This window comes from Mycobacterium palustre (assembly GCF_002101785.1).
GTDB lineage: Bacteria > Actinomycetota > Actinomycetes > Mycobacteriales > Mycobacteriaceae > Mycobacterium > Mycobacterium palustre.
Window position 1 is genome coordinate 233,597 of sequence record NZ_LQPJ01000136.1, and the last position, 22,031, is coordinate 255,627.

The 22,031-nt window shown below is 68.3% G+C and carries 21 protein-coding genes and 1 pseudogene; 13 read left to right on the forward strand and 9 right to left on the reverse strand.

Features of this window, described 5'->3' with window-relative positions:
• Nucleotides 1-16: 16 nt before the first annotated feature.
• The gene (locus AWC19_RS24305) at nucleotides 17-922 is read right to left on the reverse strand and encodes an alpha/beta hydrolase (RefSeq protein WP_085080688.1); all 906 of its coding nucleotides are present in this window, start codon (nucleotides 920-922) and stop codon (nucleotides 17-19) included.
• 109 nt (nucleotides 923-1,031) lie between these two features.
• Here AWC19_RS24305 and AWC19_RS24310 point away from each other — a divergent pair, with 109 nt between their 5' ends.
• The 3 genes from AWC19_RS24310 to AWC19_RS24320 all read left to right on the forward strand — a co-directional run bounded on the left by AWC19_RS24310 (nucleotide 1,032) and on the right by AWC19_RS24320 (nucleotide 3,317).
• A complete protein-coding gene (locus tag AWC19_RS24310) occupies nucleotides 1,032-2,120 on the forward strand; it encodes an NAD(P)H-dependent amine dehydrogenase family protein (RefSeq protein ID WP_085080632.1) in 1,089 nt (362 codons plus the stop codon).
• 17 nt (nucleotides 2,121-2,137) lie between these two features.
• Nucleotides 2,138-2,878, forward strand: coding sequence for a glucose 1-dehydrogenase (locus tag AWC19_RS24315; RefSeq protein ID WP_085080633.1), 741 nt, complete (start codon nucleotides 2,138-2,140; stop codon nucleotides 2,876-2,878).
• Nucleotides 2,879-2,966: 88 nt separating this feature from the next.
• On the forward strand, nucleotides 2,967-3,317 hold the full coding sequence (locus AWC19_RS24320; protein ID WP_085080634.1) for a WhiB family transcriptional regulator: 351 nt from the start codon (nucleotides 2,967-2,969) through the stop codon (nucleotides 3,315-3,317).
• A 48-nt stretch (nucleotides 3,318-3,365) separates the two neighbouring features.
• Here the strand turns inward: AWC19_RS24320 and AWC19_RS24325 are convergent, their stop codons facing one another.
• Nucleotides 3,366-3,914 (reverse strand): sensor domain-containing protein, encoded by a 549-nt coding sequence (locus tag AWC19_RS24325; protein ID WP_245849292.1) that lies wholly within the window; start codon nucleotides 3,912-3,914, stop codon nucleotides 3,366-3,368.
• Between AWC19_RS24325 and AWC19_RS29750 the strand changes: the two genes are divergently transcribed.
• Nucleotides 3,898-4,134 carry a hypothetical protein gene (locus AWC19_RS29750; protein ID WP_169718144.1) on the forward strand — a complete coding sequence of 79 codons (237 nt, stop codon included), beginning with the start codon at nucleotides 3,898-3,900 and terminating at the stop codon, nucleotides 4,132-4,134. The genes AWC19_RS24325 and AWC19_RS29750 overlap by 17 nt on opposite strands.
• Here the strand turns inward: AWC19_RS29750 and AWC19_RS24330 are convergent.
• Nucleotides 4,115-4,885, reverse strand: coding sequence for a sensor domain-containing protein (locus AWC19_RS24330; protein ID WP_142281384.1), 771 nt, complete (start codon nucleotides 4,883-4,885; stop codon nucleotides 4,115-4,117). The two genes, AWC19_RS29750 and AWC19_RS24330, sit on opposite strands and share 20 nt — an antisense overlap.
• 136 nt (nucleotides 4,886-5,021) lie before the next feature.
• Here AWC19_RS24330 and AWC19_RS24335 point away from each other — a divergent pair, with 136 nt between their 5' ends.
• The 4 genes from AWC19_RS24335 (at nucleotide 5,022) to AWC19_RS24350 (ending at nucleotide 11,644) form a co-directional block, all read left to right on the forward strand.
• Nucleotides 5,022-6,539: a TldD/PmbA family protein gene (locus AWC19_RS24335; RefSeq protein WP_142281391.1), complete on the forward strand. Its 1,518-nt coding sequence runs from the start codon at nucleotides 5,022-5,024 to the stop codon at nucleotides 6,537-6,539.
• Complete coding sequence (locus AWC19_RS24340) at nucleotides 6,536-7,909, forward strand: metallopeptidase TldD-related protein (protein ID WP_085080637.1); 1,374 nt, start codon at nucleotides 6,536-6,538, stop codon at nucleotides 7,907-7,909. Before AWC19_RS24335 ends, AWC19_RS24340 begins: the two co-directional genes overlap by 4 nt.
• 88 nt (nucleotides 7,910-7,997) lie before the next feature.
• Complete coding sequence (locus AWC19_RS24345; protein WP_085080638.1) at nucleotides 7,998-9,743, forward strand: ABC transporter ATP-binding protein; 1,746 nt, start codon at nucleotides 7,998-8,000, stop codon at nucleotides 9,741-9,743.
• The gene (locus AWC19_RS24350) at nucleotides 9,740-11,644 is read left to right on the forward strand and encodes an ABC transporter ATP-binding protein (protein ID WP_085080639.1); all 1,905 of its coding nucleotides are present in this window, start codon (nucleotides 9,740-9,742) and stop codon (nucleotides 11,642-11,644) included. The genes AWC19_RS24345 and AWC19_RS24350 overlap by 4 nt, the downstream gene beginning before the upstream one ends.
• 16 nt (nucleotides 11,645-11,660) lie before the next feature.
• Here the strand turns inward: AWC19_RS24350 and AWC19_RS24355 are convergent, their stop codons facing one another.
• Both AWC19_RS24355 and AWC19_RS24360 read right to left on the reverse strand, forming a co-directional pair.
• The gene (locus AWC19_RS24355) at nucleotides 11,661-12,701 is read right to left on the reverse strand and encodes a cupin domain-containing protein (RefSeq protein ID WP_085080640.1); all 1,041 of its coding nucleotides are present in this window, start codon (nucleotides 12,699-12,701) and stop codon (nucleotides 11,661-11,663) included.
• An 18-nt stretch (nucleotides 12,702-12,719) separates the two neighbouring features.
• Nucleotides 12,720-13,187, reverse strand: coding sequence for a glycine-rich domain-containing protein (locus AWC19_RS24360; RefSeq protein WP_142281385.1), 468 nt, complete (start codon nucleotides 13,185-13,187; stop codon nucleotides 12,720-12,722).
• Between the two features lie 929 nt (nucleotides 13,188-14,116).
• Between AWC19_RS24360 and AWC19_RS24365 the strand changes: the two genes are divergently transcribed.
• Complete coding sequence (locus AWC19_RS24365) at nucleotides 14,117-15,040, forward strand: TauD/TfdA dioxygenase family protein (protein WP_085080642.1); 924 nt, start codon at nucleotides 14,117-14,119, stop codon at nucleotides 15,038-15,040.
• A 48-nt stretch (nucleotides 15,041-15,088) separates the two neighbouring features.
• The gene (locus AWC19_RS24370) at nucleotides 15,089-16,426 is read left to right on the forward strand and encodes an FAD-binding oxidoreductase (protein ID WP_085080643.1); all 1,338 of its coding nucleotides are present in this window, start codon (nucleotides 15,089-15,091) and stop codon (nucleotides 16,424-16,426) included.
• A gap of 21 nt (nucleotides 16,427-16,447) precedes the next feature.
• Here the strand turns inward: AWC19_RS24370 and AWC19_RS24375 are convergent, their stop codons facing one another.
• The 3 genes and pseudogenes from AWC19_RS24375 to AWC19_RS24385 form a co-directional block, all read right to left on the reverse strand.
• Nucleotides 16,448-16,987, reverse strand: coding sequence for a TetR/AcrR family transcriptional regulator (locus AWC19_RS24375; RefSeq protein ID WP_085080644.1), 540 nt, complete (start codon nucleotides 16,985-16,987; stop codon nucleotides 16,448-16,450).
• A 31-nt stretch (nucleotides 16,988-17,018) separates the two neighbouring features.
• Nucleotides 17,019-17,855, reverse strand: a complete 837-nt coding sequence (locus tag AWC19_RS24380) for a thioesterase family protein (protein ID WP_085080645.1) — start codon at nucleotides 17,853-17,855, stop codon at nucleotides 17,019-17,021.
• Between the two features lie 22 nt (nucleotides 17,856-17,877).
• A pseudogene (locus AWC19_RS24385) lies at nucleotides 17,878-18,027 on the reverse strand (SMP-30/gluconolactonase/LRE family protein); the annotation flags it as partial.
• A 236-nt stretch (nucleotides 18,028-18,263) separates the two neighbouring features.
• Here AWC19_RS24385 and AWC19_RS24395 point away from each other — a divergent pair.
• The 3 genes from AWC19_RS24395 to AWC19_RS24405 are packed head-to-tail and all read left to right on the forward strand — an operon-like array spanning nucleotide 18,264 to nucleotide 21,261.
• The gene (locus tag AWC19_RS24395; protein ID WP_085080646.1) at nucleotides 18,264-19,154 is read left to right on the forward strand and encodes an acyl-CoA thioesterase; all 891 of its coding nucleotides are present in this window, start codon (nucleotides 18,264-18,266) and stop codon (nucleotides 19,152-19,154) included.
• A 16-nt stretch (nucleotides 19,155-19,170) separates the two neighbouring features.
• Nucleotides 19,171-20,091 carry an LLM class F420-dependent oxidoreductase gene (locus AWC19_RS24400; protein ID WP_085080647.1) on the forward strand — a complete coding sequence of 307 codons (921 nt, stop codon included), beginning with the start codon at nucleotides 19,171-19,173 and terminating at the stop codon, nucleotides 20,089-20,091.
• A gap of 12 nt (nucleotides 20,092-20,103) precedes the next feature.
• The gene (locus AWC19_RS24405; RefSeq protein WP_085080648.1) at nucleotides 20,104-21,261 is read left to right on the forward strand and encodes an acyl-CoA dehydrogenase family protein; all 1,158 of its coding nucleotides are present in this window, start codon (nucleotides 20,104-20,106) and stop codon (nucleotides 21,259-21,261) included.
• On the opposite strand, the gene AWC19_RS24410 is transcribed toward AWC19_RS24405, so the two are convergent.
• Entirely contained in the window at nucleotides 21,245-21,919 is a 675-nt protein-coding gene (locus tag AWC19_RS24410) for a DUF427 domain-containing protein (protein ID WP_085080649.1), read from the reverse strand. The two genes, AWC19_RS24405 and AWC19_RS24410, sit on opposite strands and share 17 nt — an antisense overlap.
• Nucleotides 21,920-22,031: the final 112 nt, after the last annotated feature.

Consider the following 22,031-nt stretch of genomic DNA (forward strand, 5'->3'; position numbering starts at 1 on the left):
AGTTTCGGCCAAGTTTCTAGGCGCTTACCCGTTTGAGATGCCTGTCGAGGAAAGCGATCTGGTCGGCGACCACCCGCTCGAACGCATCGCCGACATAGATGTCGAAGTGCCCCTCGGGGTACATCCTGACTTCTCCCCGCGGAGCCTTGGCCGCGTAGCGCAGCGTCGGAACCGCGGGCGCCACCGAGTCGGCTTCGCAGACGCAGAACAGGATGGGGCAGGGGACCTTGCCGGTTAGCCGGCCCGGGCGATAGGTGATGATCCGCAAACCCAGCCGGGCGGCGATCTCGTTGGGCACCGTTTGGCCCTCGGGCACTAGCCGCAGATAGCCGGGATACGCGTCGGGCGCGTTCATCAGGGCCACCTCGCCCGGCCTGCCGGCCGCGGGGACCGTCACGGGGGCTTTGCCCAACCGGGCTGCCACCAGATCCCGCGCCGCCAGCAGGGCGAGGCGCGCGGAGATCAACGGGCTCAGCGTGCGCGCGGAAGCGACGCCGTCGGTGAACGGGCACTGGGCCACCGCGGCCTTGATGCCCGGCACGCGGGCCGCCGTGGCGATCACGTGCCCGCCACCAAACGACGTGCCCCACAGGCCGATTCGGTTGCGATCGATGCCCTCGAGGGTGCGGGCGTAGTCCACCGCCGCGGCCCAGTCCGCCAGCTGCATGCCGATGTCGAGCAGCTGGCGCGGTTGGCCTTCGCTGTCACCGAAGTTGCGATAGTCGAACACCAAACAGGCGTAGCCGCCCGCGCTGAAACGCTCGGCATAGGCGTCCAGCCGCATGGTGCGCACCGCACCCAGGCCGTGCGCCATCACCAGCAGCGGGGCCGGGGCGCCGGCGGCGTCGCTTTTCGGCCGGTACAGCCACGCGCTGATCCGGTCGTCGCCGGAGGTGAATCGGACGTCGTCGCGTTGTGCCATCAGCGTTTCCATTTTGCATGCCGGAGGCAAGCCGGGAGCGGTAGGCGTCACTCAAATTGTGGACTACTGTCTAGAAAAGTTTCTGAGCGTTCGAGGGACGGAGACTCTCATGGCGATCCGCGTCGCGCACGTCGGTACGGGAAACGTCGGACGGCCGGCCCTTGCCGAGCTCGTCACCAATCCGCAGTTCGAGCTGACCGGGTTGTGCGTGTCGTCGCAAGACAAGGTCGGCAAGGACGCCGGGGAGCTGTGCGGGGCCGGCGTCGCCACCGGCATTGCCGCCGTCGACGACCTGGGCGCCGTGCTGGCCACCAAGCCCGAATGCGTCGTGTACTGCGCCATGGGCGACACCCGCCTGCCGGACGCGATGGCCGACGTCATGCGCATCCTTGCCGCCGGCATCAACGTGGTCGGATCTTCTCCGGGGCTGCTGCAATACCCTTGGGGCGTCATGCCCGACAAGTACATTGCCCGAGTGGAAAGCGCCGCCCAGCAAGGCAATTCGAGCATCTTCATCAACGGCGTCGACCCCGGGTTCATCAACGACCTGCTTCCGTTCGCGCTGGCCGGGACGTGCCAGCGCATCGAGCGGGTGCGCTGCATGGAGATCGCCGACTACGCGAGCTACGACGGCCCCGAGGTCATGCACTACATGGGATTCGGCCGGCCGCTGGACGAGGTGCCGATGCTGCTGCAGCCGGGTGTGCTGGGCATCGCGTGGGGAGCGGCGATCCGCCAGCTGGCGGCGGGCCTGGGCATCGAGATCGACCAGATCACCGAGTCATACCAGCGCGAGCCGGCGCCCGAGGACTTCGACATCGCGGTGGGCCGGGTGGCCAAGGGCACCCTGGCCGCGCTGCAGTTCGAAATCCGCGGCATGGTCGACGGCCGCCCGGCCATCGTCGTCGAGCACGTCACCCGGCTGCGGCCCGACCTGCGGCCCGACTGGCCGCAACCCGCGGCGGGTGGCGGCTCGTATCGCGTCGAGATCACCGGGGAACCGTCCTATGCCGTGGACGTCGTTCCGAGCAGCCGCAAGGGCGACCACAACCACGCCGCGATCGTCGGCGCCGCGGGCCGCATCGTCAACGCCATCCCCGCGGTGGTCGCCGCGCCGCCGGGCATCCGGACCACGCTCGACCTGCCGCTGGTCACGGGCAAGGGTCTTTACGCGCCAACAGATTTGGTGACCACCTAACCGAAAGGAGACCCCGCGTGGGACGGGTAGACGGCAAAGTTGCACTGATCAGTGGCGGTGCCCGTGGAATGGGCGCCTCGCACGCGCGGCTGCTCGTCGAAGAGGGCGCCAAGGTGGTCATCGGCGACATCCTCGACGACGAGGGCAAGGCGCTGGCCGACGAGATCGGGGAAGCGGCGCGCTATGTGCACCTCGACGTCACGCAGCCCGACCAGTGGGACGCCGCGGTCGCGACGGCGACCGGCGAGTTCGGGAAGCTCGACGTGTTGGTCAACAACGCCGGCATCGTGGCGCTCGGGCAGTTGAAGAATTTCGATCTGGCCAAGTGGCAGAAGGTGATTGACGTCAACCTGACCGGCACGTTCCTGGGGATGCGGGTGGCCGTCGAGCCGATGACCGCGGCCGGCGGCGGCTCGATCATCAACGTGTCCTCGATCGAGGGGCTGCGCGGCGCGCCGGCCGTCCACCCGTACGTCGCGTCGAAGTGGGCGGTGCGCGGCCTGGCCAAGTCCGCGGCCCTGGAATTGGCGCCGATGAACATCCGGGTGAACTCCATCCATCCAGGCTTCATCCGTACCCCGATGACCGCCAAGTTGCCCGAGGACATGGTCACCGTGCCCCTCGGCCGCCCCGGCGAGCCGCGGGAGGTGTCGACGTTCGTCCTATTCCTCGCGAGCGACGAGTCGTCCTACACGACCGGCAGCGAGTTCGTCATGGACGGCGGCCTGGTGACCGACGTGCCGCACAAGGAGCTCTGAGGCGTGGCGGCTATTTGGCTTGTGTAGTTTAGGCGTCGCGTTCAGGGGAAATCAGGGGGAATCTCTCGAGGGGCGAAGGGAGCAGCTGATGTCGGCGTCACGGCCTACCGGTCCCAGACCGCACGGCGTGGGCGTGCGGGGCGTGGTGCGCAGCGCGGACACGGGCGAAACGGCCGGGTGGGTGTCGAAAGCGTTATGCAACGACTCCGATCCCGACAGGCTCTTCGTGACGGGGGCGGCCCAGCGCAAGGCCGCTTCGATCTGCCGGCACTGCCCGGTGATGCGGGAGTGCGCGGCCGAGGCGTTGGACAACCGGGTCGAATTCGGCATCTGGGGCGGCATGACCGAGCGTCAACGGCGGGCTCTGCTCAAGCAGCACCCCGAGGTGGTGTCGTGGTCGAACTTCCTGAGCGAGCGAACCAGCCGTAGCACCGGCTGAATCCGCCTGAGCGACGCCCCTTTCGGGGCCGGCCGCTTTTGGGGACGGCTACCTGCCGCGATTTCCGGCCCCCGACGCGAGCGCGATGTTGGCGGCCAGCTGCTTGGCCAACGCCGCCGCGAAGCCGTTCGCCTCGCTGTAGGCACATGCCATGACGTCGATCACCACGTTGTTGGCGACCGTGAGGGCGCGCTGGCAGCGCCAGCCGACGTGTCTCTCGCTCCGCCGGGTCGCCGTCAACGTTCCGCCGGAGTCGTCGACCGGCCCGACATCCCACGTTCCGCTCTTCCCCGGGTCGGGCGGGTCGGCCGCATAGCTGCGATTGGCGCAGCCGCGCCACAGCTCCGCCGCGTGCCGGTAGAACCCCGTGGCCTGGCCCGCGGAGGGAAACGCCACGACGTCCTGGTCAACGTAATGCGCGGGCTGGTCTCCCGGCTCGAACAAAACCTGACCTTGGTAGCCCGTCCACCCGCTGCCGGCGTAGGCGGGGGCCGCGGCCGGTATGGCCACCGCCGCGCATTCGGCCGGTGTGCCCTCGCCGGTCGACATCTGCGTGTAGTTCTTGCCGTCCTCGACGGTCATGCCGGTCGCGCCCATGGTGGTGTTTACCTGCTCGGTGTTGAGCAACAATCCCGGCAATGCCGAAGCAGCGATCGGTGGCGAAGGCGAGGGTGGGGCCGGCGGCGATGACGTCGCCGTGGGGACCGGATCGCCAACGCACCCGGCGACCAAAGTGCAGGTGGCCAAAGCGGCGACCCACATCGAGTTGTTCATTGCGGTCCCGCTCCATCGCGCCGTCAGTGCGCTTGCCGGGTGACGGTGGCCGCCATCTTGTCAGCGATCTGGCTGGCTTGGTCGCCGAGCTGATATGCGCAGGCGTTGACGTCGAGGACCACGTTCACGACGGCGCGCAGCGCATGGCGGCAGGTGTATCCGTTGCCGCCTTCGAGCGTGTGTGGCTGCGTGATCGCCGGAACATCCCCGCCGAGATTTCCGACGGTCCACAGGTAGTCCCGCCCCATGTGGTGTGCGGTGATGGTCTGCCCGGCGCAGGCGCGCCACTTGGCCGCCGAGGCCCGCACGAAGGCCACCGCCAGGTCGGCCGACGGGAAGGTGACCGCCGCCTGCCCGACACGGTGGTGCGGATCGTCTCCCACTTCGTGCAGCCCCTGGGCGCTGACCGCGGTGTATCCGCTGCCCTGGTACACGGCTGCTTCAGCCACGAAGAATGCGGCGCGGCAGTCGAGGTTGGACAGCGTCCTGTCGACCGTCCATGTCGCATGCTCGATCGGCGAGGTGGGCTGCATGTCCGAGGCGCCCATCGCGGTGTTGACGTCCGCCACCGTGAGCAGGACGGAGTCGAGTTGCGCGGAGGCCATCATCGGCGCCGCGGAGGTCGGCGCGCCCTGCGGAGAGCTCGTGTGCGCGGTGGGCGTGGCCCGCCCGCAGCCGGCGGCCGCGACCGCCGTGATCATCAGCGCGGCCGCCGCCCGGTCGCCGATGCGCCGGGGTCCGCGGGGCCGGCGACGGCGCGTGCCCGTCGTGCCCGCACCGGGCGGCTCATTCACCGGCCATGCTCCCGGCCAACAGCATGCGCAGATGCTACCAACGCGGCACTCATTCCGAGCGAGACCGCGCGGCGGGTTCCTGCCGTGTGATACATGTCGGGCGTTCGGCCAAGAACTCCGAGAGGAGGGGACCTTGGTGATCTCGAATCGGGAGATCGATGCCGACTTCCTGAGCCTTCCTCGCCAGCGGCTAGCCGACGCCGCGATGTCGGCGGCCCGAGCCTGCGGGGCCGCGCACGCCGACTTGCGGGTGCACCGCATCGCTACCGAAACCATCCAGCTGCGCGACGGGAAGCTGGAGGCGGCGGTGTCGAACCGCGAGCTCGGCCTGGCGGTCCGGGTGATCGTCGACGGCACTTGGGGATTCGCCTCGCACGCCGAGCTGGCTCCAGACGTTGCGGCGGACACCGCCCGGCGGGCCGTGCGGGCGGCCACCGCGCTGGCGGCGCTGAACACCGAACGCGTCGAGCTGGCGCCGGAACCCGTGCATGCCGACGCCACCTGGGTATCGAGCTACCAGGTCGACCCGTTCACCGTTCCCACCGCCGACAAGGTCGGCCTCCTGCAGGAGTATTCGGGAAGGCTGCTGGCCGGCGACGGGGTGGACCACGTGTCGGCCCACGTGACCGTGGTCAAAGAGCAAACCTTCTATGCCGACACGTTCGGCTCGTCGATCACCCAGCAGCGGGTGCGCCTGACGCCGGCCCTCGAGGCCGTGACCGTCGGAGGTGCGGCCGGCGGGTTCGATACGCTGCGGACCCTGGCGCCGCCGATGGGACGCGGTTGGGAGGTGGTGGCCGGTGACGAAATCTGGAACTGGACCGACGAACTCGCGCAGATGCCGTCGCTGCTGGCCGAGAAAGTCCGCGCGCCCAGCGTGCGCGCCGGCCCCACCGATCTGGTGATCGATCCGTCCAACCTGTGGCTGACCATCCACGAATCGATAGGCCACGCAACGGAATACGACCGTGCGCTCGGCTACGAGGCTGCCTACGCCGGCACCTCGTTCGCCACCCCGGACAAGCTGGGGACCCTGCGCTACGGTTCGCCGGTGATGAACGTGACCGCCGACCGCACCGTCGAATTCGGCCTCGCCAGCGTCGGTTACGACGACGAGGGGGTGGCCGCCCAACGCTGGGATCTGGTGCGCGACGGGATATTCGTCGGCTATCAGCACGACCGGATGTCCGCGTCACGGCTCGGGCAGCCGCGCTCCAACGGCTGCTCCTACGCCGACTCGCCCCATCACGTCCCGATTCAGCGGATGGCCAACGTCTCGCTGCAGCCGGGCCCCGGCGCCACCAGCACCGCCGACCTGATCGCGCGAGTCGACGACGGCATCTACGTCGTGGGCGACAAATCGTGTTCGATCGATATGCAGCGCTGCAACTTTCAGTTCACCGGGCAGCGGTTCTACCGCATCCGCGGCGGTCGCCTCGGCGGTCAGCTGCGCGACGTCGCCTGTCAGGCGAGCACCATCGACTTCTGGAATTCGATGGAGGCCGTGGGGGGTGAGTCGACGTGGCGGCTCGGCGGCGCCTTCACGTGCGGCAAAGCCCAGCCCGGGCAGTTGGCCGCCGTCAGCCACGGCTGCCCGTCGGCGTTGTTCCGCGGCGTCAACGTGCTCAACGCCCGCGTCGGAGGCAGCAAATGATCCCCGCACAGCAGGTCGTCGAGCTCGTTTTGGATGAGGCGGCCCGGTCGGGTGGGGCCGATGAAACCCTGGTTTTGGTCACCGACCGCGACGAGGCGTCGCTGCGCTGGGCGAACAACTCGATGACCACCAACGGTATGTCGGTCAGTCGCAGCACCACCGTGATTTCCGTTGTGCGCCTTGCGGATAGCGCGCGTGTTTGGTCGCTGCGCTTTGCCGAGGTGGACCCGGCGGTGATTCCCGAGCTGGTGGTCGCTTGCCAGGAGGCGGCACGCTCGGCCCCGGCGGCGCGCGACGCCGCGCCCCTACTCGCCGGTCCGGGCCCGCCCGACGACTGGGACGCGCCGACTCCCGGCACCGGCGTCGAGGTGTTTGCGGACCTCGCCGGGCCGTTGAGCCGGGGATTCCGTGGCGGTGACCAGTTGTACGGCTACGCGCGCCACGTGCTGGAGACGACGTTTCTGGCTTCGTCGACCGGGCTGCGGCGGCGCTACACCCAGCCCACCGGTTCGGTGGAGATCACCGCCAAACGCGGCGCGGCCAGCGCCTGGGCGGGTGTCGGGACGCCGGATTTCGCCTCTGTGCCAACGGATCTGCTGCTCGAGCGGCTGGCGACTCGGCTCGGTTGGGCGCAGCGCACCGTCGAGCTGCGGCCGGGCCGATACGAGACGATCATGCCGCCGTCGACGGTGGCCGACCTGATGATCTGCTTGCGGCTGAGGATGTCCGGGCGCGGCGCGCGGGAGGGCCGGACCGCGTTCGCGTCGGCCGGCGGTGGGACCCGGCTGGGGGAGCGTCTCACCGACCTGCCGCTGTCGCTGTACTCAGACCCGTCGGCCCCCGGCCTGGCGTGTGTGCCCTTCGTCGCGGCGCCACGCTCGTCGGAGATGGTGTCGGTCTTCGACAACGGAATGGATTTCGGGCGGGTGGACTGGATCCGCGACGGGGTGATCAACGCGCTGGCCTATCCGCGGGCCGCGGCCGCGGAGTTCGAGGCGCCGGTCGCGGTGGCCGCCGACAACCTGCTGATGACCGGCGGCAGGGCGGACCTCGCCGAGATGCTGGCCAGCACCGAACGCGGGCTGCTGCTCACCACGCTGTGGTATATCCGTGAGGTCGAGCCGACGACGCTGCTGCTCACCGGAGTGACCCGCGACGGTGTCTATCTGGTCGAGGACGGCGAAGTGACGGGGGCGGTCAACAACTTTCGGTTCAGCGAGAGCCCGTTGGACCTGTTGCGGCGAGCGACCCAGGCCGGCGTCAGCGAGGTGACCCTTCCCCGGCAATGGGGCGATTGGGCCCCCCGGGCGGCGATGCCGCCGCTGCGGATACCCGACTTTCACATGTCGTCGATAAGCCCGGCGCAGTAGGCGATTCCCGTCGGGGCGGGCAGTTTCCGGGTTCGGGAGGCCGTGCGGGTTCGTCGCGAGGCGCGTGGCGATGTGCGACAGTACGGAAATGCTCCTTGCGCTGGTGCGACGGTACGTGCGGCCGTATCGTCGGCCGGTCGCGGCGGTCGCGCTGTTCCAGGTGATAAGCGCGCTGGCCCTGCTCTACCTGCCCACGGTCAACGCGGCCATCATCGACGACGGGGTGGCCAAGGGCGACACCGACACGATCGTCAAGCTGGGCGCGCTGATGCTCGCGGTCACCGGTGTGCAGGTGCTGTGCAGCGTCGGGGCCGTGTACTTCGGGTCCCGGACCGGTATGGGGTTCGGGCGCGACCTGCGCCGAGCGATCTTTCACCACGTCACCGGCTTCTCTGCGCACGAGACCGCCCGGTTCGGCGCACCGTCACTGCTGACGCGGACCACCAACGACGTCCAGCAGCTGCAGATGTTGGTGCAATTGAGCTGCACCGGGCTGATCACCGCTCCGATCATGTGTGTCGGCGGCATCGTCATGGCCGTGCACCAAGACGCCGCGCTGTCCTGGCTGTTGGTGCTCAGCGTCTCCGTGCTGGCGGCGTGCGACTACTGGATCGTCTCGCACATGCTGCCGCTGTTCCGCAGCATGCAACAGCTGGTCGACGACGTCAACCGCGTTATGCGCGAACAGCTCTCCGGTATCCGGGTCATCCGGGCGTTCGCCCGGGAACCTTTCGAACGGGAGCGATTCGACCGGGCGAATTTCGCGCTGGCACAAAGGGCGCTGCGCGCCGGCAAGTGGCAGGGGTTGATGCTGCCACTGACGAACCTGACGATCAACCTGTCCAGCGTCGCGGTCATCTGGTTCGGCGGTCTGCGCCTCGACGCCGGCCGAACGCAGGTCGGTTCGCTGATCGCGTTCCTGGTCTATTTCATGCAGATCCTGATGTCGGTGATGGTGGCGACCTGGATTTTGATGGAGGTGCCCCGGTCGTGGGTCTGCGCGAAGCGGATCGGCGAGGTGCTCTCAACCCGGCCCGCGGTCCAGAGCCCGGCGAACCCGAAACGCCCGCAGGCTGTGCGCGGCGTCGTGCGGCTGGCCGGAGTGTCATTTCGCTACCCGGGTGCCGATCGCCCAGTGGTACACGATTTCTCGCTGACCGCGCTGCCGGGCACCACCACCGCGATCGTGGGGTCGACCGGCTCGGGCAAGTCGACGCTGATCTCGCTGATCTGCCGGCTCTACGACGTCACGTCGGGCTCGGTGCGCCTAGACGAGGTCGATGTTCGTGATTATGACACCGAGGTGCTCTGGTCGACCCTGGGGCTCGTGCCTCAGCGAAGCTACCTGTTCTCCGGAACCGTGGCGGACAACCTGCGATACGGCAAGGCCGACGCAACCGAGAAAGAGATGTGGCACGCGCTGAGGGTGGCCTGCGCCGAGGATTTCGTCCGCGCACATGTGGACGGGCTGCAGATGCCGGTGGCCCAGGGCGGCACCAACTTTTCCGGCGGTCAACGCCAGCGCCTGGCAATCGCCCGCGCCGTAATCCGCCGGCCGGCGGTGTACCTGTTCGACGACGCCTTCTCCGCACTGGACGTCCACACCGACGCCCGTGTTCGCGCCCGCCTTCGTGACGTGACCGGTAACGCTACCGTAATCATTGTCGCGCAGCGTATTTCGACTGTCGTCGATGCCGACAGGGTGATCGTCATCGACGGCGGGAAGGTCGTCGGTGACGGAACCCACGAGTCGCTGCTGGCAGACTGTGCCGCCTATGCCGAGTTCGCCGACTCACAGGCGATGACCGCCGGGACCGGGGGGTCGGCACCGTGAGGGCCGCGGTCCGCACTCCCGTCCGGGGCGTGGTGGAGGGACCCGCCGAACGATCCCGTGATTTCCGCGGCTCGGCGATCCGGCTGATAAAGCTGCTCACCCCGCAGCGTGGCCTTGCGGCCCTGGTCGTCACCTTAGCGCTCGGCGGCATCGCGATCGGGGTGATCGGACCGCGAATCCTGGGGCGCGCCACCGACCTGCTCTTCGACGGCTTCATCGGCCGGCGGCTGCCCGCCGGCATCACCAAGGAACAGGCCATCGCGGCCGCCCGCGCCCGGGGCGAGAACACCTTCGCCGACCTGTTGTCCGGGATGGACGTCACACCCGGCGTGGGCGTGGACTTCGGCGCCGTCGGCCGCACCCTCGCGTTGGCGGTAGTGTTGTATCTTCTTGCGCCACTGATGGTTTGGCTGCAGGTGCGGATTCTCAACGTCATCGTGCAGCGCGCCGTGCGGGCGTTGCGTGCCGAGGTCGAGCACAAGGTGCACCGGCTGCCGCTGTCCTTCTTCGACAAACGCCCGCGCGGGGAGCTCCTCAGCCGGGTCACCAACGACATCGACAACCTGCAGACGTCGCTGTCATTGACGATCAGCCAGTTGCTGATCGCGGTGCTGACGGTGGCGGCGGTGTTGGCGATGATGTTGACGATCTCGCCGGTGCTGGCGGGCATCGCGGTGCTGACCCTGCCGTTGTCGCTGCTGACGACGCGGTTGATCACCAAACGCTCGCAGCGAATGTTTGTGGCGCAGTGGGCAAACACCGGCCGGCTCAACGCCCACGTCGAGGAGACCTACAGCGATTTCACGCTGGTCAAGACCTTCGGGCACCGGCGCCAAGTGCTGCAGCGATTCGACGAACTCAACGAGGACGTCTACCGCCCCAGCTTCCGCGCGCAATTTCTGTCCGGCCTGTTGTCGCCGGCCACCATGTTCCTCGGTGACCTCACCTACGTCGCGGTCGCGGTCGTCGGCGCGCTACAGGTGGCGACCGGTCAGATCACCCTCGGCGGCGTCCAGGCATTCATCCAGTACGTCCGCCAGTTCAACGGGCCCTTGACTCAGGTGGCCAGCATGTACCAAACGTTGCAGTCCGGGGTGGCCAGCGCCGAGCGGGTGTTCGATTTGCTCGATGCGGCCGAGGAGACGCCTGACAGCGCCGCAGCCGTCTCCGCCGGCGATATCCGAAGTGGCCGCGTGGAGTTCGAGCACGTCACCTTCTCCTACCGCCCCGGTGCCCCGGTGATCCACGATCTGTCGCTGGTGGCCGAACCCGGCAGCACGGTGGCGATCGTCGGGCCGACCGGAGCGGGCAAGACCACGCTGGTGAACCTGATGATGCGCTTCTACGACGTCGACTCGGGCCGGATCCTGATCGACGGGATCGACATCACGACGCTCAGCCGGCATTCGCTGCGCTCCCGGATCGGGATGGTGTTGCAGGACACCTGGCTGTTTGGCGGGACGATCGCCGAGAATATCGGCTACGGACGGCCCGGCGCCGGGCGGGACGAAATCATCGAGGCGGCCAAGGCGGCCCACCTGGACCGGATCGTGCGGACGCTGCCAGGCGGCTACGACACCTGGGTCAGCGACGACGCCGCCAACATCAGTACCGGTGAAAAGCAACTGATCACCATCGCGCGGGCGTTTCTGGCCCGCCCCAAGTTGCTCATCCTGGACGAAGCGACCAGCTCGGTCGACACCCGCACCGAGCTGCTCATCGCGCACGCCACCCGCGAGCTGCGCCGGGACCGCACGAGTTTCATTATTGCCCACCGTCTTTCGACGATCCGCGACGCGGACTTGATCCTGGTGCTCGACGCCGGCCGGATCGTCGAGCGGGGCACCCATGCCGAGCTGATGGCCCGCCGGGGCGCGTATTACGCGATGACCCGCGGTTAGCGCGACGTCCCCGGTCTCATCCGCTGGCGTCGGCGGTGAACAGGGCGCTTTCTTCCAGCACTTCGGCGATCGCCCATCGCTCTTCGTCGGTCAAGCTTCCCGGGAGGTCCCGCACCTCGAATCGTGGTGTCCTGACGCAAAAGTCGATGGCCTCGCGCGCGATGCGCGAAACGGCGAACTCTTCTACCCAACCGCGGGGTGTCACGACCCCCAGAGCGACGAAGTCGCCGGTTTCTCGATAGTCGAGCACCAGCTTCTCGTGGGCGCGCGTAGGGGTCCGCGCCGTCGGCGGGCCGGCGTTGGTCACGTCGGTTCTGCCCAGGCCGTGGATGAACCGCCGGGTGGACAAGGAACTTTGCCGCACGCAACGCTCAAGCAAGTCCACGACCGGAACGGCCTCGACTTGGGCGAGGTACTGGGCGATGGCACGGATTTTGAGCTGCCGGCGTCGAGCCGCAATCACCTCGTCGTAGGGCTCGTCAGGACCGGTCCGCCGGCGAGCGGCGAAGTTGTCCAGAATCGGCAGGCATCGTTCTTGGTCTGCCAACTGTTCACCGTCGCGCGGACTACTGACGTGAAGGGACAGCGACCAGCGGTCAGTCGGGTTGCGAGGATCGTGGATGCACGGCTCATAGATGAAGCCGACTTGTCCGGCGGGAGCGTCGAAGCGGTTCTTCGGGACCAGGGTCTGTCGGCGGTACGACTCATCGCGGTCGTAGGTCTCGACGATCAGCTCGTTATGGCAGACACCTGTGATCGTCCACGCCGTGTGCTCGTGGGCCCCGGCGTTGCGACCCGGGGGCCAGTATCCAAACGCAAAGCGGATTCCGAATCCGGGCACGGTGAAGAACGGAACCAATCCGGGACGCAGGCCTCGCCGTTGCTCGAGTCGGGTCAGCTCGTATGCCAAGCAATCGACGAGAAAGTGATCGTCACGGACGGCCGCGGTTACCGCCGCCCGGGCGGCAAGGACCGCGTCCTTGTCCGGATGCTCACGCGCGTTCGCGTCGGGGAACGCCTGCCGGTCAAACAGCTCACACAGGTCGTCGAGCTTCACGGGGCGCCTCCTGGACTTTCAACCGACACGGAGGATTCTGGTTTCGACCAGTCCGGCGATGAGCGCGATCTTCTCCTCGTCGGTCAGGTCGCCCGGCAGTTCACGGACATAGAAGGCGCCCGTGCCGGCAATAAATCGCAACGCCTCGCGCGCGATGTCGTTAACACTCAGAAAAACACGACCGCTGCCGTCGGTCAGCTCGGCCATTCCGTCGACCGAGCCCAAGACCAATCGTCCGCAATAGCGGTTCACGATACGCCGGTGCGGGGTTACGCAGCGCGAGTCATCCCAGACCTGCGGCAGATCCACGCCGAAGATCTCACGGTACCGGGCACCAAACTCGGCCAACGTGGCTTCGGGAGGGCCGCCGACGGAGGCGCCCGGCGCATTGCTCGGGAAGTGGTGGCGATAACTGCCGAAATACTTGGTGCAAAATTTGCTGTATTCCACGGTGAAAAGCACGAACTGGTGCCATACCTCATCCACGTACGCCGAGTACATCTGCCAGGTTTTGTCTGATCGACGTGGGTAAGCACCAGGTATCGCTTCACCTCGGTGAAAAGCGCGCAGGCCTCCTCAGGCGTTTCAACAACGCTATCTTTCACAAGCTTCTCAATAAGGAATGGCGCCTCGTAACCCAGCGCCTCAACTGCACCCGGCGGCACATCCGGCACCAAGCCGGCACCGGTCTGTCGATGACTACCGGGGCCGACGTTAACCTGGGTAGGCACTACCCGAGGCGGGTTTAGCTACGTGACGCCATGGCCCAACCCGACCCAGCGGGCTGCTCCACAACCCGTTCGTCTTCGCAGCGGCAACTGCATGTGCCAGTGCAAAGCGCGCCGGAACCTGGGCCGGGATGCAGCAAGATCCGTAACCGGCCAGTCCGGGTTTCTTTGATCTGGGTATTGTCGGTGCCCGAAATCGTGCTCATGGGCCAGGAATCTAGCACATGCACTGGTAATGTGTACCGAATTCCAAGCGCGCAATTTGCCAACGTTAGAAACTGGTCGTGCACTCCCGCATGTGCGGCTACCGCGCGGGGCTCGCTCCATCCGTTGGTGGCCACCGCAAGCGACCATTTCGGCCCCGTGGCGGGCTTTTTATTCGAATCGGGACGAGCAGTGTGAAGCGCAATAGACCGGCCAGAAGAATTCTGGCGGTCGCACTTGTAAATTCTTGAAAAAAACTTCGCGTCCGCCCCCGGTGACCGTGCTTCGGGAGCGTCCGGTCCGCCGGTTATACCCGAGCCCCGGAAAGGGAGCGGAAAGGGAGCGGAAAGGGGGCGGAAAAAGGGTGGAAAGGGCGTGTGAAACACCTTCCGGCGGAACGGCCGGGCGCTTTCGGTGCTGGTGCGGGTGTCGTAGGATCTGACTCCACGTTACGGGGCCGCACAAAGGACCACTGCGATGGCTATGCCGGCGACAACCCCGCTTGCTGTCACGAAATTGGGCAGGCACATCGGGGCCCGCATCGACGGAGTGTTGCTCGGCGGCGACCTCGACGCGAGCGTCGTCGGCCAGATACGTCAGGCGCTGCTGCGCCACAAGGTGATCTTTTTCAGGGGCCAGCACCACCTCGACGATGAGCAGCAGTACGCGTTCGCCGGGCTGCTCGGCGCGCCGCTCGACCGGCTGGCTTTCGACTCCGACTACCGCAAGGCGACGAACTGGCATACCGACCAGACGTTCGCCCCGAATTACCCCAAGGCGGCCATACTGCGCGCGGTCACCCTGCCGAGCTACGGCGGATCGACGCTTTGGGCCTCGACGGCGGCGGCCTACGCGGCCCTGCCCGAGCCGCTTCGGCACCTGGCCGAAAACCTGTGGGCGTTGCACAGTAGCCGCTACGACCAGATCGGCCACTTTCCAGGTCTGGGCCACGTTTTCATCCCCGGCGGCCCCCCTGCCCGCCATCAGTCCGTGAACACCATGGACGCCCCCGGTGAGCAACAGCCGCTGCGGCCGGCGCCTCCGGCGCCGGAATTCCGCACCGAGCATCCCGTCGTGCGGGTGCATCCCGAAACCGGCGAGCGGGCACTGCTTCTCGGGCAGTGGGTGCGGGGCTTTCTAGACCTCGAGCACTACGAGGCGCAGGTCCTCTTCGAATTGCTGCAACGGCGTATCACGATGCCCGAGAACGTTATCCAATGGCATTGGGCACCCGGCGACGTGGCGATCTGGGACAACTACGCCACCCAACACCGCGCGGTTGACGACTACGACGACCAGCGCCGTGTGATGCATCGCGTCACCTTGATCGGCGAGGTGCCCATAGACACCCACGGGCGACAGAGCCGGTCGGTCAGCGGCGGGAGGCTCGAATCGGTTGCAGGCTGATGCGGCCGCATGGCAAGCACGGCACGTTTCGGTGCTATAACCGCGAGCATGCTGCGCAGTCTGGCCGACGCCATCGGCTCCAAGCACGTCGTCACCGACGCCGATGTCCTGGCCGGTCGCAGCGTCGACCACACCGGCCGCTACCGGGGGCGGGCCAGCGCGCTGGTGCGGCCGGGGTCGGGCGAGCAGGTGGCCGAGGTGCTGCGGATCTGCCGCGACGCCGGCGCGCACGTCACCGTCCAAGGGGGCCGCACCTCGCTGGTGGCCGGCACGGTTCCCGCGCACGATGACGTCTTGCTGTCGACCGAACGGCTCACCGCCCTGGGTGACGTCGACACCGTCGAGCGCCGCGTCACGGCCGGGGCCGGGGTCGCGCTGACCGCCGTGCAAAGCGCCGCTGCCGCAGCCGGTTTGGTGTTCGGCGTGGACTTGGCCGCCCGCGACACCGCGACGATCGGCGGCATGGCGTCGACGAACGCCGGCGGGCTTCGCACCGTCCGCTACGGGAACATGGGCGAGCAGGTCGTCGGGTTGGAGGTGGCGCTGCCGGACGGTTCGATGCTGCGCCGGCACAGCATGGTGCGCAGCGACAACACCGGCTACGACCTGCCGGCGCTGTTCGTCGGCGCCGAGGGCACCCTCGGCGTCATCACGTCCCTGGACCTGCGGCTGCACCCCACGCCCTCGCACCGGGCGACCGCGGTCTGCGGGTTCGCCGACCTCGAGGCGCTCGTCGATGCGGGCCGCACCTTCCGGGACGTCGAAGGCGTCGCGGCGCTGGAGCTGATCGACGGCCGCGCCGCCGCTTTGACCGCCGAACACCTGGGGGTGGCCGCCCCGGTGCCCGGCGACTGGCTGCTGCTGGTCGAGCTGGCCGCCGACGACGACCAGACCGAGCGGCTCGCCTCGATGCTCGACGGGGCGCGGCTGTGCGGGGAGCCCGCGGTGGGCGTGGATCTCGCTGCGCGGCAACGACTATGGCGGGTTCGCGAGTCGGTGGCCGAGGTGCTCGGCGTGTTCGGGCCGCCGCTGAAGTTCGACGTGTCGCTGCCCCTGGCGGCGATCGGCGGGTTCGCGCGCGACGCGGCCACGTTGATCCGGGAGCAGGTAGCCGAGGCGGTGCCGGTGCTGTTCGGTCACATCGGCGAGGGCAACCTGCACCTCAACGTGCTGCGCTGCCCGGTCGAGCGGGAGCGGGCGCTCTACGCGCCGATGATGGAGCTCATCGCCGGCCGCGGCGGCAACGTCAGCTCCGAACACGGCGTCGGCAGCCGCAAGCGCGCCTACCTGTCGATGTCGCGCGAGCCGGCCGACATCGCGGCGATGCGGGCGGTCAAGGCGGCGTTCGATCCGACCGGTTACCTCAACGCGGCGGTGCTGTTGTGAGCCCTTCGCGGGGATCGGTTGCTAGGGCGTGCCCTTGATCCCGACGGCGTGGCGCAGCTGCGCCAAAAACTCGTCGGCGTCGTCGCTGCGAACGATGTAGTGCGAGATGGCGATTCGGATCACGGTCGCCGCCTTCACCGCGGCGTTGGGGCCGGGCAGCAGCCGTTCCAGGCCCTCCCGCATCTCGGGAATGGCCCGCGACACCTGAGCGATGACGTGCTCGGGCTCGACGTCGACCATCCGCACGCCCGAATACGAGTGCTGGTAGTCGACGATGAATCGCAGTGCGGCGTCCAGCTTTTCGGTGCCCTTGAGCCCGGAGGTGGCCTTGACCAATCCGATTTCGAACGCCTTCCGCTCGTAGCGGGAGAACGCCGAGAGCAGCTCCTCTTTGGAGGCGAACCAGCGGTAGAGCGTGGGCCGCGACACCCCGGCCTGGGTGGCCACTTCCGACAGGCTGAGCTTGGTCTTGCCGTTGCGGCCGAGCACCTCGGCGGTGGCGGCGAGGATGCGCTGACGCGTGGAGGTGTCAGGCTCTGCCGCTTGGGCCGGAACGCTCATATCTGAAACCTTACGAAGTATCGATCAACTGTCACATTCTTTTCGCTTCCCGGCCAGGTTCGGGCCGCCGGCGCACCAGCACGCACTGCTGGATGGCGCCGACCGCGCCTTGCTCGTCGAACAGCGTGCCGACCGTCGTGCCGACGCCGTCCGGGCCGTAGTTGGTCTCGGCGCGAATCCCGACCCACCGGCCCTCGGGAACCCGGAACACATGCACGGCCAGGTCGGTGTTGAGAAACGTCCACAGGGTGATGTCGATCTTGCTGCCGATCCCGTTGGCGCAGTCGGCCACCGCGAAAAGCCGCTCCAGCGGGGTCATCGTCTCGCCCTTGACCAGGTCGACGGTCGGCGTGATCCAGGATTCGCCGGGGCCCTGGTTCAGCGGCGGGGTCAGCCACCGCCAGTCCAGGCTGTGCACGTAGTTGCGGTCCCAGTCCTTGGCCAGGTCACGGTCTCGGGCCTCGGCCAGCGGCGCGGGCAGCCGCGCCCCCGCGTGGGCCAGCGATTCCGTGTCCAGCCGCTGCAGCCGCCACCCGCTGGCCCGCGCGACGGGCCTGGGCCGGCCGTCGGGGCCCAGTCCGTGCATCTCCGCGCTCACCAGCTCGATCTGTTTGCCGGCGCGCTCCAGCCGGGGGCGAACCCACACCCCGCCCTCGGCGGGCACCGGCCCCAGCAGGTCGACGACGACCCGGCTGAGGCGGGTGTCGTCGCGCTGCTCACAGCGCTCCAGGGCGCGGACCAGCAGCGCTGACACCGGCGCGGCGTGCTGGATTTCCGCCGACCAGGTGCTGCGCACCAGGTCGGTCGCGTCGAACTTCTCGCCCAGCGGGTCGGCGTCATCGATCAGCTCGTAGTAGCAATCCGTCACTCGTGTCCCTCTCGGCGGCGTCTCAGGGCAACCCGGCGCCGGGGACGGTCACCGCGGCGGCGTCCACCCGGGACAACCGGGTGCCGACGAGCCGCTGGGGATGGGCGTCGGTGCTCGACAGCAGGAAAAGCGTGCGGTGCCGCGGGCCGCCAAGCGCGCACGCGATGGCCAACCACAACAGGCCCTCGAACCAGCGCGGGCCCTCACCGGAGCAAAACCCGTTGGCCAGGGGCTCGGGGAAGCTTCCGGCATTACAAAACATCGCAAAAGTGTCATGCACCGCGGGTGCCGGTGTCAATTTCGCCCGGTTGGCGTGCCGCGGCCCGCGATTTGTTAGCCGAGCTTTACAAATCCTGCTCAAAGTGTCACGCTGAGCCGTGGGCGACTACTGCGAGAGGTGGAGCGGAATTGACCAAGGCTTCCGAGGAATCCGAGCAGACCGAGTGGACGGTGCAGGGCCTGCTTGACCTGTTCGACGTGCGGGCCGACGGGCAGGACCGGTTCGCCGGCGAGACCGGAATCGCCAGCGGCGACGAACGGCAGGTGGTCGAGGGCACCCAGGTGCTCGCGCAGGCGATCGTGGCGGTCGCCAAACGCTTCCCGGACAAGTCGGTGCGGTCGGCGCACGCGGTCTTCTCTCGCGCGATCGCCGTCGGGCCCCCCATCGAACTGGTCGTGGACGTCGTGGCCGAGGGTCGGTCCACCGCCACCGCGGTCGTCGCCGTGCAGCAGAACGGCCGCCGCTGCCTGAGCATCACGGTGCTGGCCGACGTCCCGACCGCCGACGTCATCCGCCACCACCTGCCGCGGCCCGACGTCGCGCCGCCGGCCGATGCCCACCTGTCCGAGATGCCCATGATCGGGCGGGAGCTGCGGCTGGTCGACGTCGTCGACGTCAACAGCCCCGACGAGGTCGGGCCGCCGGAGCTGTACGCGTGGCTGCGCTATGACCCCATTCCCACGCGCGACGATTTGGCCAAGGCCCTGGTCGCCTATTTCACGGGCCACCTGGGGATCTCGACCACCATGCGCGCCCACCCGGGGATCGGCACCAGCCAGGCGCACCTGACCGTGTCCACCGCCCCGATGTCGATCTCCGTCGCCTTCCACGAGCCGGTGCGCTGGGACGGCTGGCTGCTCTACAGCCACGAGAGCACGCAGGTGGGCGCCGGCATGTCGTATGTCCGCGGCACGGTGCACACCGAGGAGGGCGAACTGCTGGCCTCCTTCGCCCAGGAGGCGTTGATCCGTCCGCTGCGCATCAGCGACACCTCGATCGACGCCCGCTCGCGGTTCTGACGCGCGGGACACGGCCATGCGCTTCACCATCACCTACCCGATGCACAGCCATCCCTACAACCCCGAACTCGCGGCAGGCGAGGGCATCGCGACGGTGGCGGCGGCGGCCGAGGCGGCGGGCTTTCACGGGGTCGGCTTCACCGACCACCCCGCACCTTCGCAACGCTGGCTGGAGGCCGGCGGGCATGACGCCCTGGATCCGTTTGTGGCGCTGGGCTTCGCCGCGGCCAGGACGGCGACGCTGCGGCTGATCCCCAACATCGTGGTGCTGCCTTATCGAAATCCGTTCGTGGTGGCCAAATCCGGTGCGACCCTGGACCTGCTCTCGGGTGGCCGGTTCACGCTGGCGGCCGGCGTGGGCTACCTGAAGCGCGAATTCGCGGCGCTCGGCGTGAATTACGACGAGCGTGCCGAGCTGTTCGAGGAAGCGCTGCAGGCGATTCGGGCGATCTGGACGGCTGACGACATCTCGTTCGAGGGAAAGCATTTCACCGCCCGCGGGATCACCGCGCACCCGCGCCCGATCAGCCGGCCGCATCCGCCAATCTGGATCGGCGGCAACACCGGGGCGGCCCGCCAGCGGGTGGCGCAGTACGGCGACGGCTGGTGTCCGTTCCCCGCACCGCCCCAACTCGCCCACACCGCACGCACCGCCGCCATCGACTCGGCGCAGCGCCTCACCGCCGGAATCGAGGACCTGCGCCGCCGATGCGACGCGGCCGGACGGGACTGGTCGGCGGTGGACATCACGTTCACCAACTTCGAGGGCGGCAGCCCGGCCGACGACCGGTTCAACGCCGACGCCTACCTCGACGGGCTGGAAAAGCTTGCGGCCCTGGGGGTGACGTGGCTCAGCGTGGGGTTGCCCGGCGACAGCATCGCGCACGCGCTGGAAACCCTCGAGCGTTTCGGCGCCCTTGTCATCAACGCGGCGTGATCGGTCGGCAGGATGGACTTTTCACGCGTCGACCTCTCCCCCGAGGACCGGGACTTCCTCGAGCAGACCCGGGAGTTCATCGCCAAGCACGTGACCGACGAGGTGCGGCGCCGCGACCGGGAAACGGGCGAAAACTTCGACGAGCAAGTGCATTTGGCGCTCGGTGAGGCGGGGTATCTGGCCGCCGACTTTAAGCCGGAGTCCGAGGGCGGCTTCAGCCCGGTGCGCCGGCGGATCTTCGAGCTCGAGATCGCCCGGGCCCACACGCCTTGGTACCACTGGGGTACCACGTCCGTCGTCGCGCGCCTGGTGCAGCAGTTCGGTGCGCCCGAGCTGGCCGGTCGGGTGTTGCCGGGGGTGCTCTCCGGCGAGATCCGGCTGTGCCTGGGCTACACCGAGCCCGAGGGCGGCTCCGACGTCGCCACCTGCAAGACCCGCGCCGTCCGCGACGGGGACGGATCTAGCTGGGTTATCAATGGCTCCAAGATGTTCACCTCGAACGCACAGAACGCCCAGTACGTCTTTTTGCTCACAAACACCGACCCGCAGGGACCCAAACACAAGAACCTGACCATGTTTTTGGTGCCGCTCTCGTCGCCGGGCATCGAGATCCAGCCGATCCGCACGCTCGACGGTGACCGCACCAACATCGTCTTCTACAGCGACGTGCGCGTCGACGACTTTTACCGCATCGGCGAGGTGAACGGCGGCTGGGCGGTGATGCGGTCCGCGCTCGACTCCGAGCACGGCATCGTCGACCCGGAAGACCATGGGCTGCAATACATTGCGGCGATGGCCGGCCACGGCGACCTGATGGCGGAAGTCGTGGACAAGGTCGCGGCGCTGGTCGCCGACGTCGACGACGAGTCGGTGAAATACCGGCTCGGCCGGGACGTGGCCCGGCTGGAGGCCGCGCTGTCCACCCCCGGGATGTTCGGGCGCGTGGCGATCGCGCAGACCATGCGCGACATCACCCCGGACCTGATGGACATGCTGGGCACCCCGTCGGCCCTGCCCACCGACACCCCCGGCTCGGCCACCGACGGCGCGGTGGAATCCCTGTTCCGGCTGGCGCTGCCGCTGGGGATCTACGGCGGGACGCTCGAGGTCTTTCGCAACATGATCGCCCAGCACGCGCTCAAGCTGGGGCGGCCTAGCTACCCGGGCTGATCGGCAACTCGGCGACGACGTCGGCGCGCGTGGCGTCGAAGCTGAGGAATCCCTTGATGGGCAGGCTTTCCGGGGGCGGGTCGGGGTAGCTCCAGGCGACGTCGTCGACGGCTTCGGCCGACCAATACGTCGCGAACCCCTTGTAGTTGCAGTAGCTCGACGTCCGCGAGGGCCGCAGCAGTTCGGTGCGCACGTGTGCCGGGTCGACGTAAAGCCTTGGCTCCAGCGCGGTTTCGAAGACGATCACCGTGTCGTCGGTGTCCACCAGCGTGGTGCCGGCGACCGTGACGCGCAGGCGTCGCTTGGTCGGGCGGCAATCGACGCGGTGGTACGGGTTCGGCGGGTAGTGGACGAGTTCGCGGCCCTCCTCCAGCCAGGTGTCGACCGCGTCCCACGCGACGTGGACGAAACCGGGCGCCTCCGGCTCCGGTTCGGCCGGCAGGTCGCCGACCTCCCCGACCGGGAAGACGTAGCTGAGCGGGCGGCCGCGACGGTGCACCATCAGCGCGCGCTCGGTGTCGAGCACCACGCGGCCGTCCTTGACGGCCTGCACGCGCCGCGGGTGCGGCTCGACGTAGACGACATCGGCGGGGATGGCGGGCGAGAACCGCCCGGCCGGATCAGCGCTGAGCGGACCGCGCCCGGCGACCAGACTCATGCGACGCCATCCCGCTGCATCACTGCAGAATAGCGGCGATGACTGTGCGGTGGCGGCGCCGCGTGTGCGTTCAGGGCGCCGGGTGTGCGTTCAGGGCGCCGGGTGTGAAGTG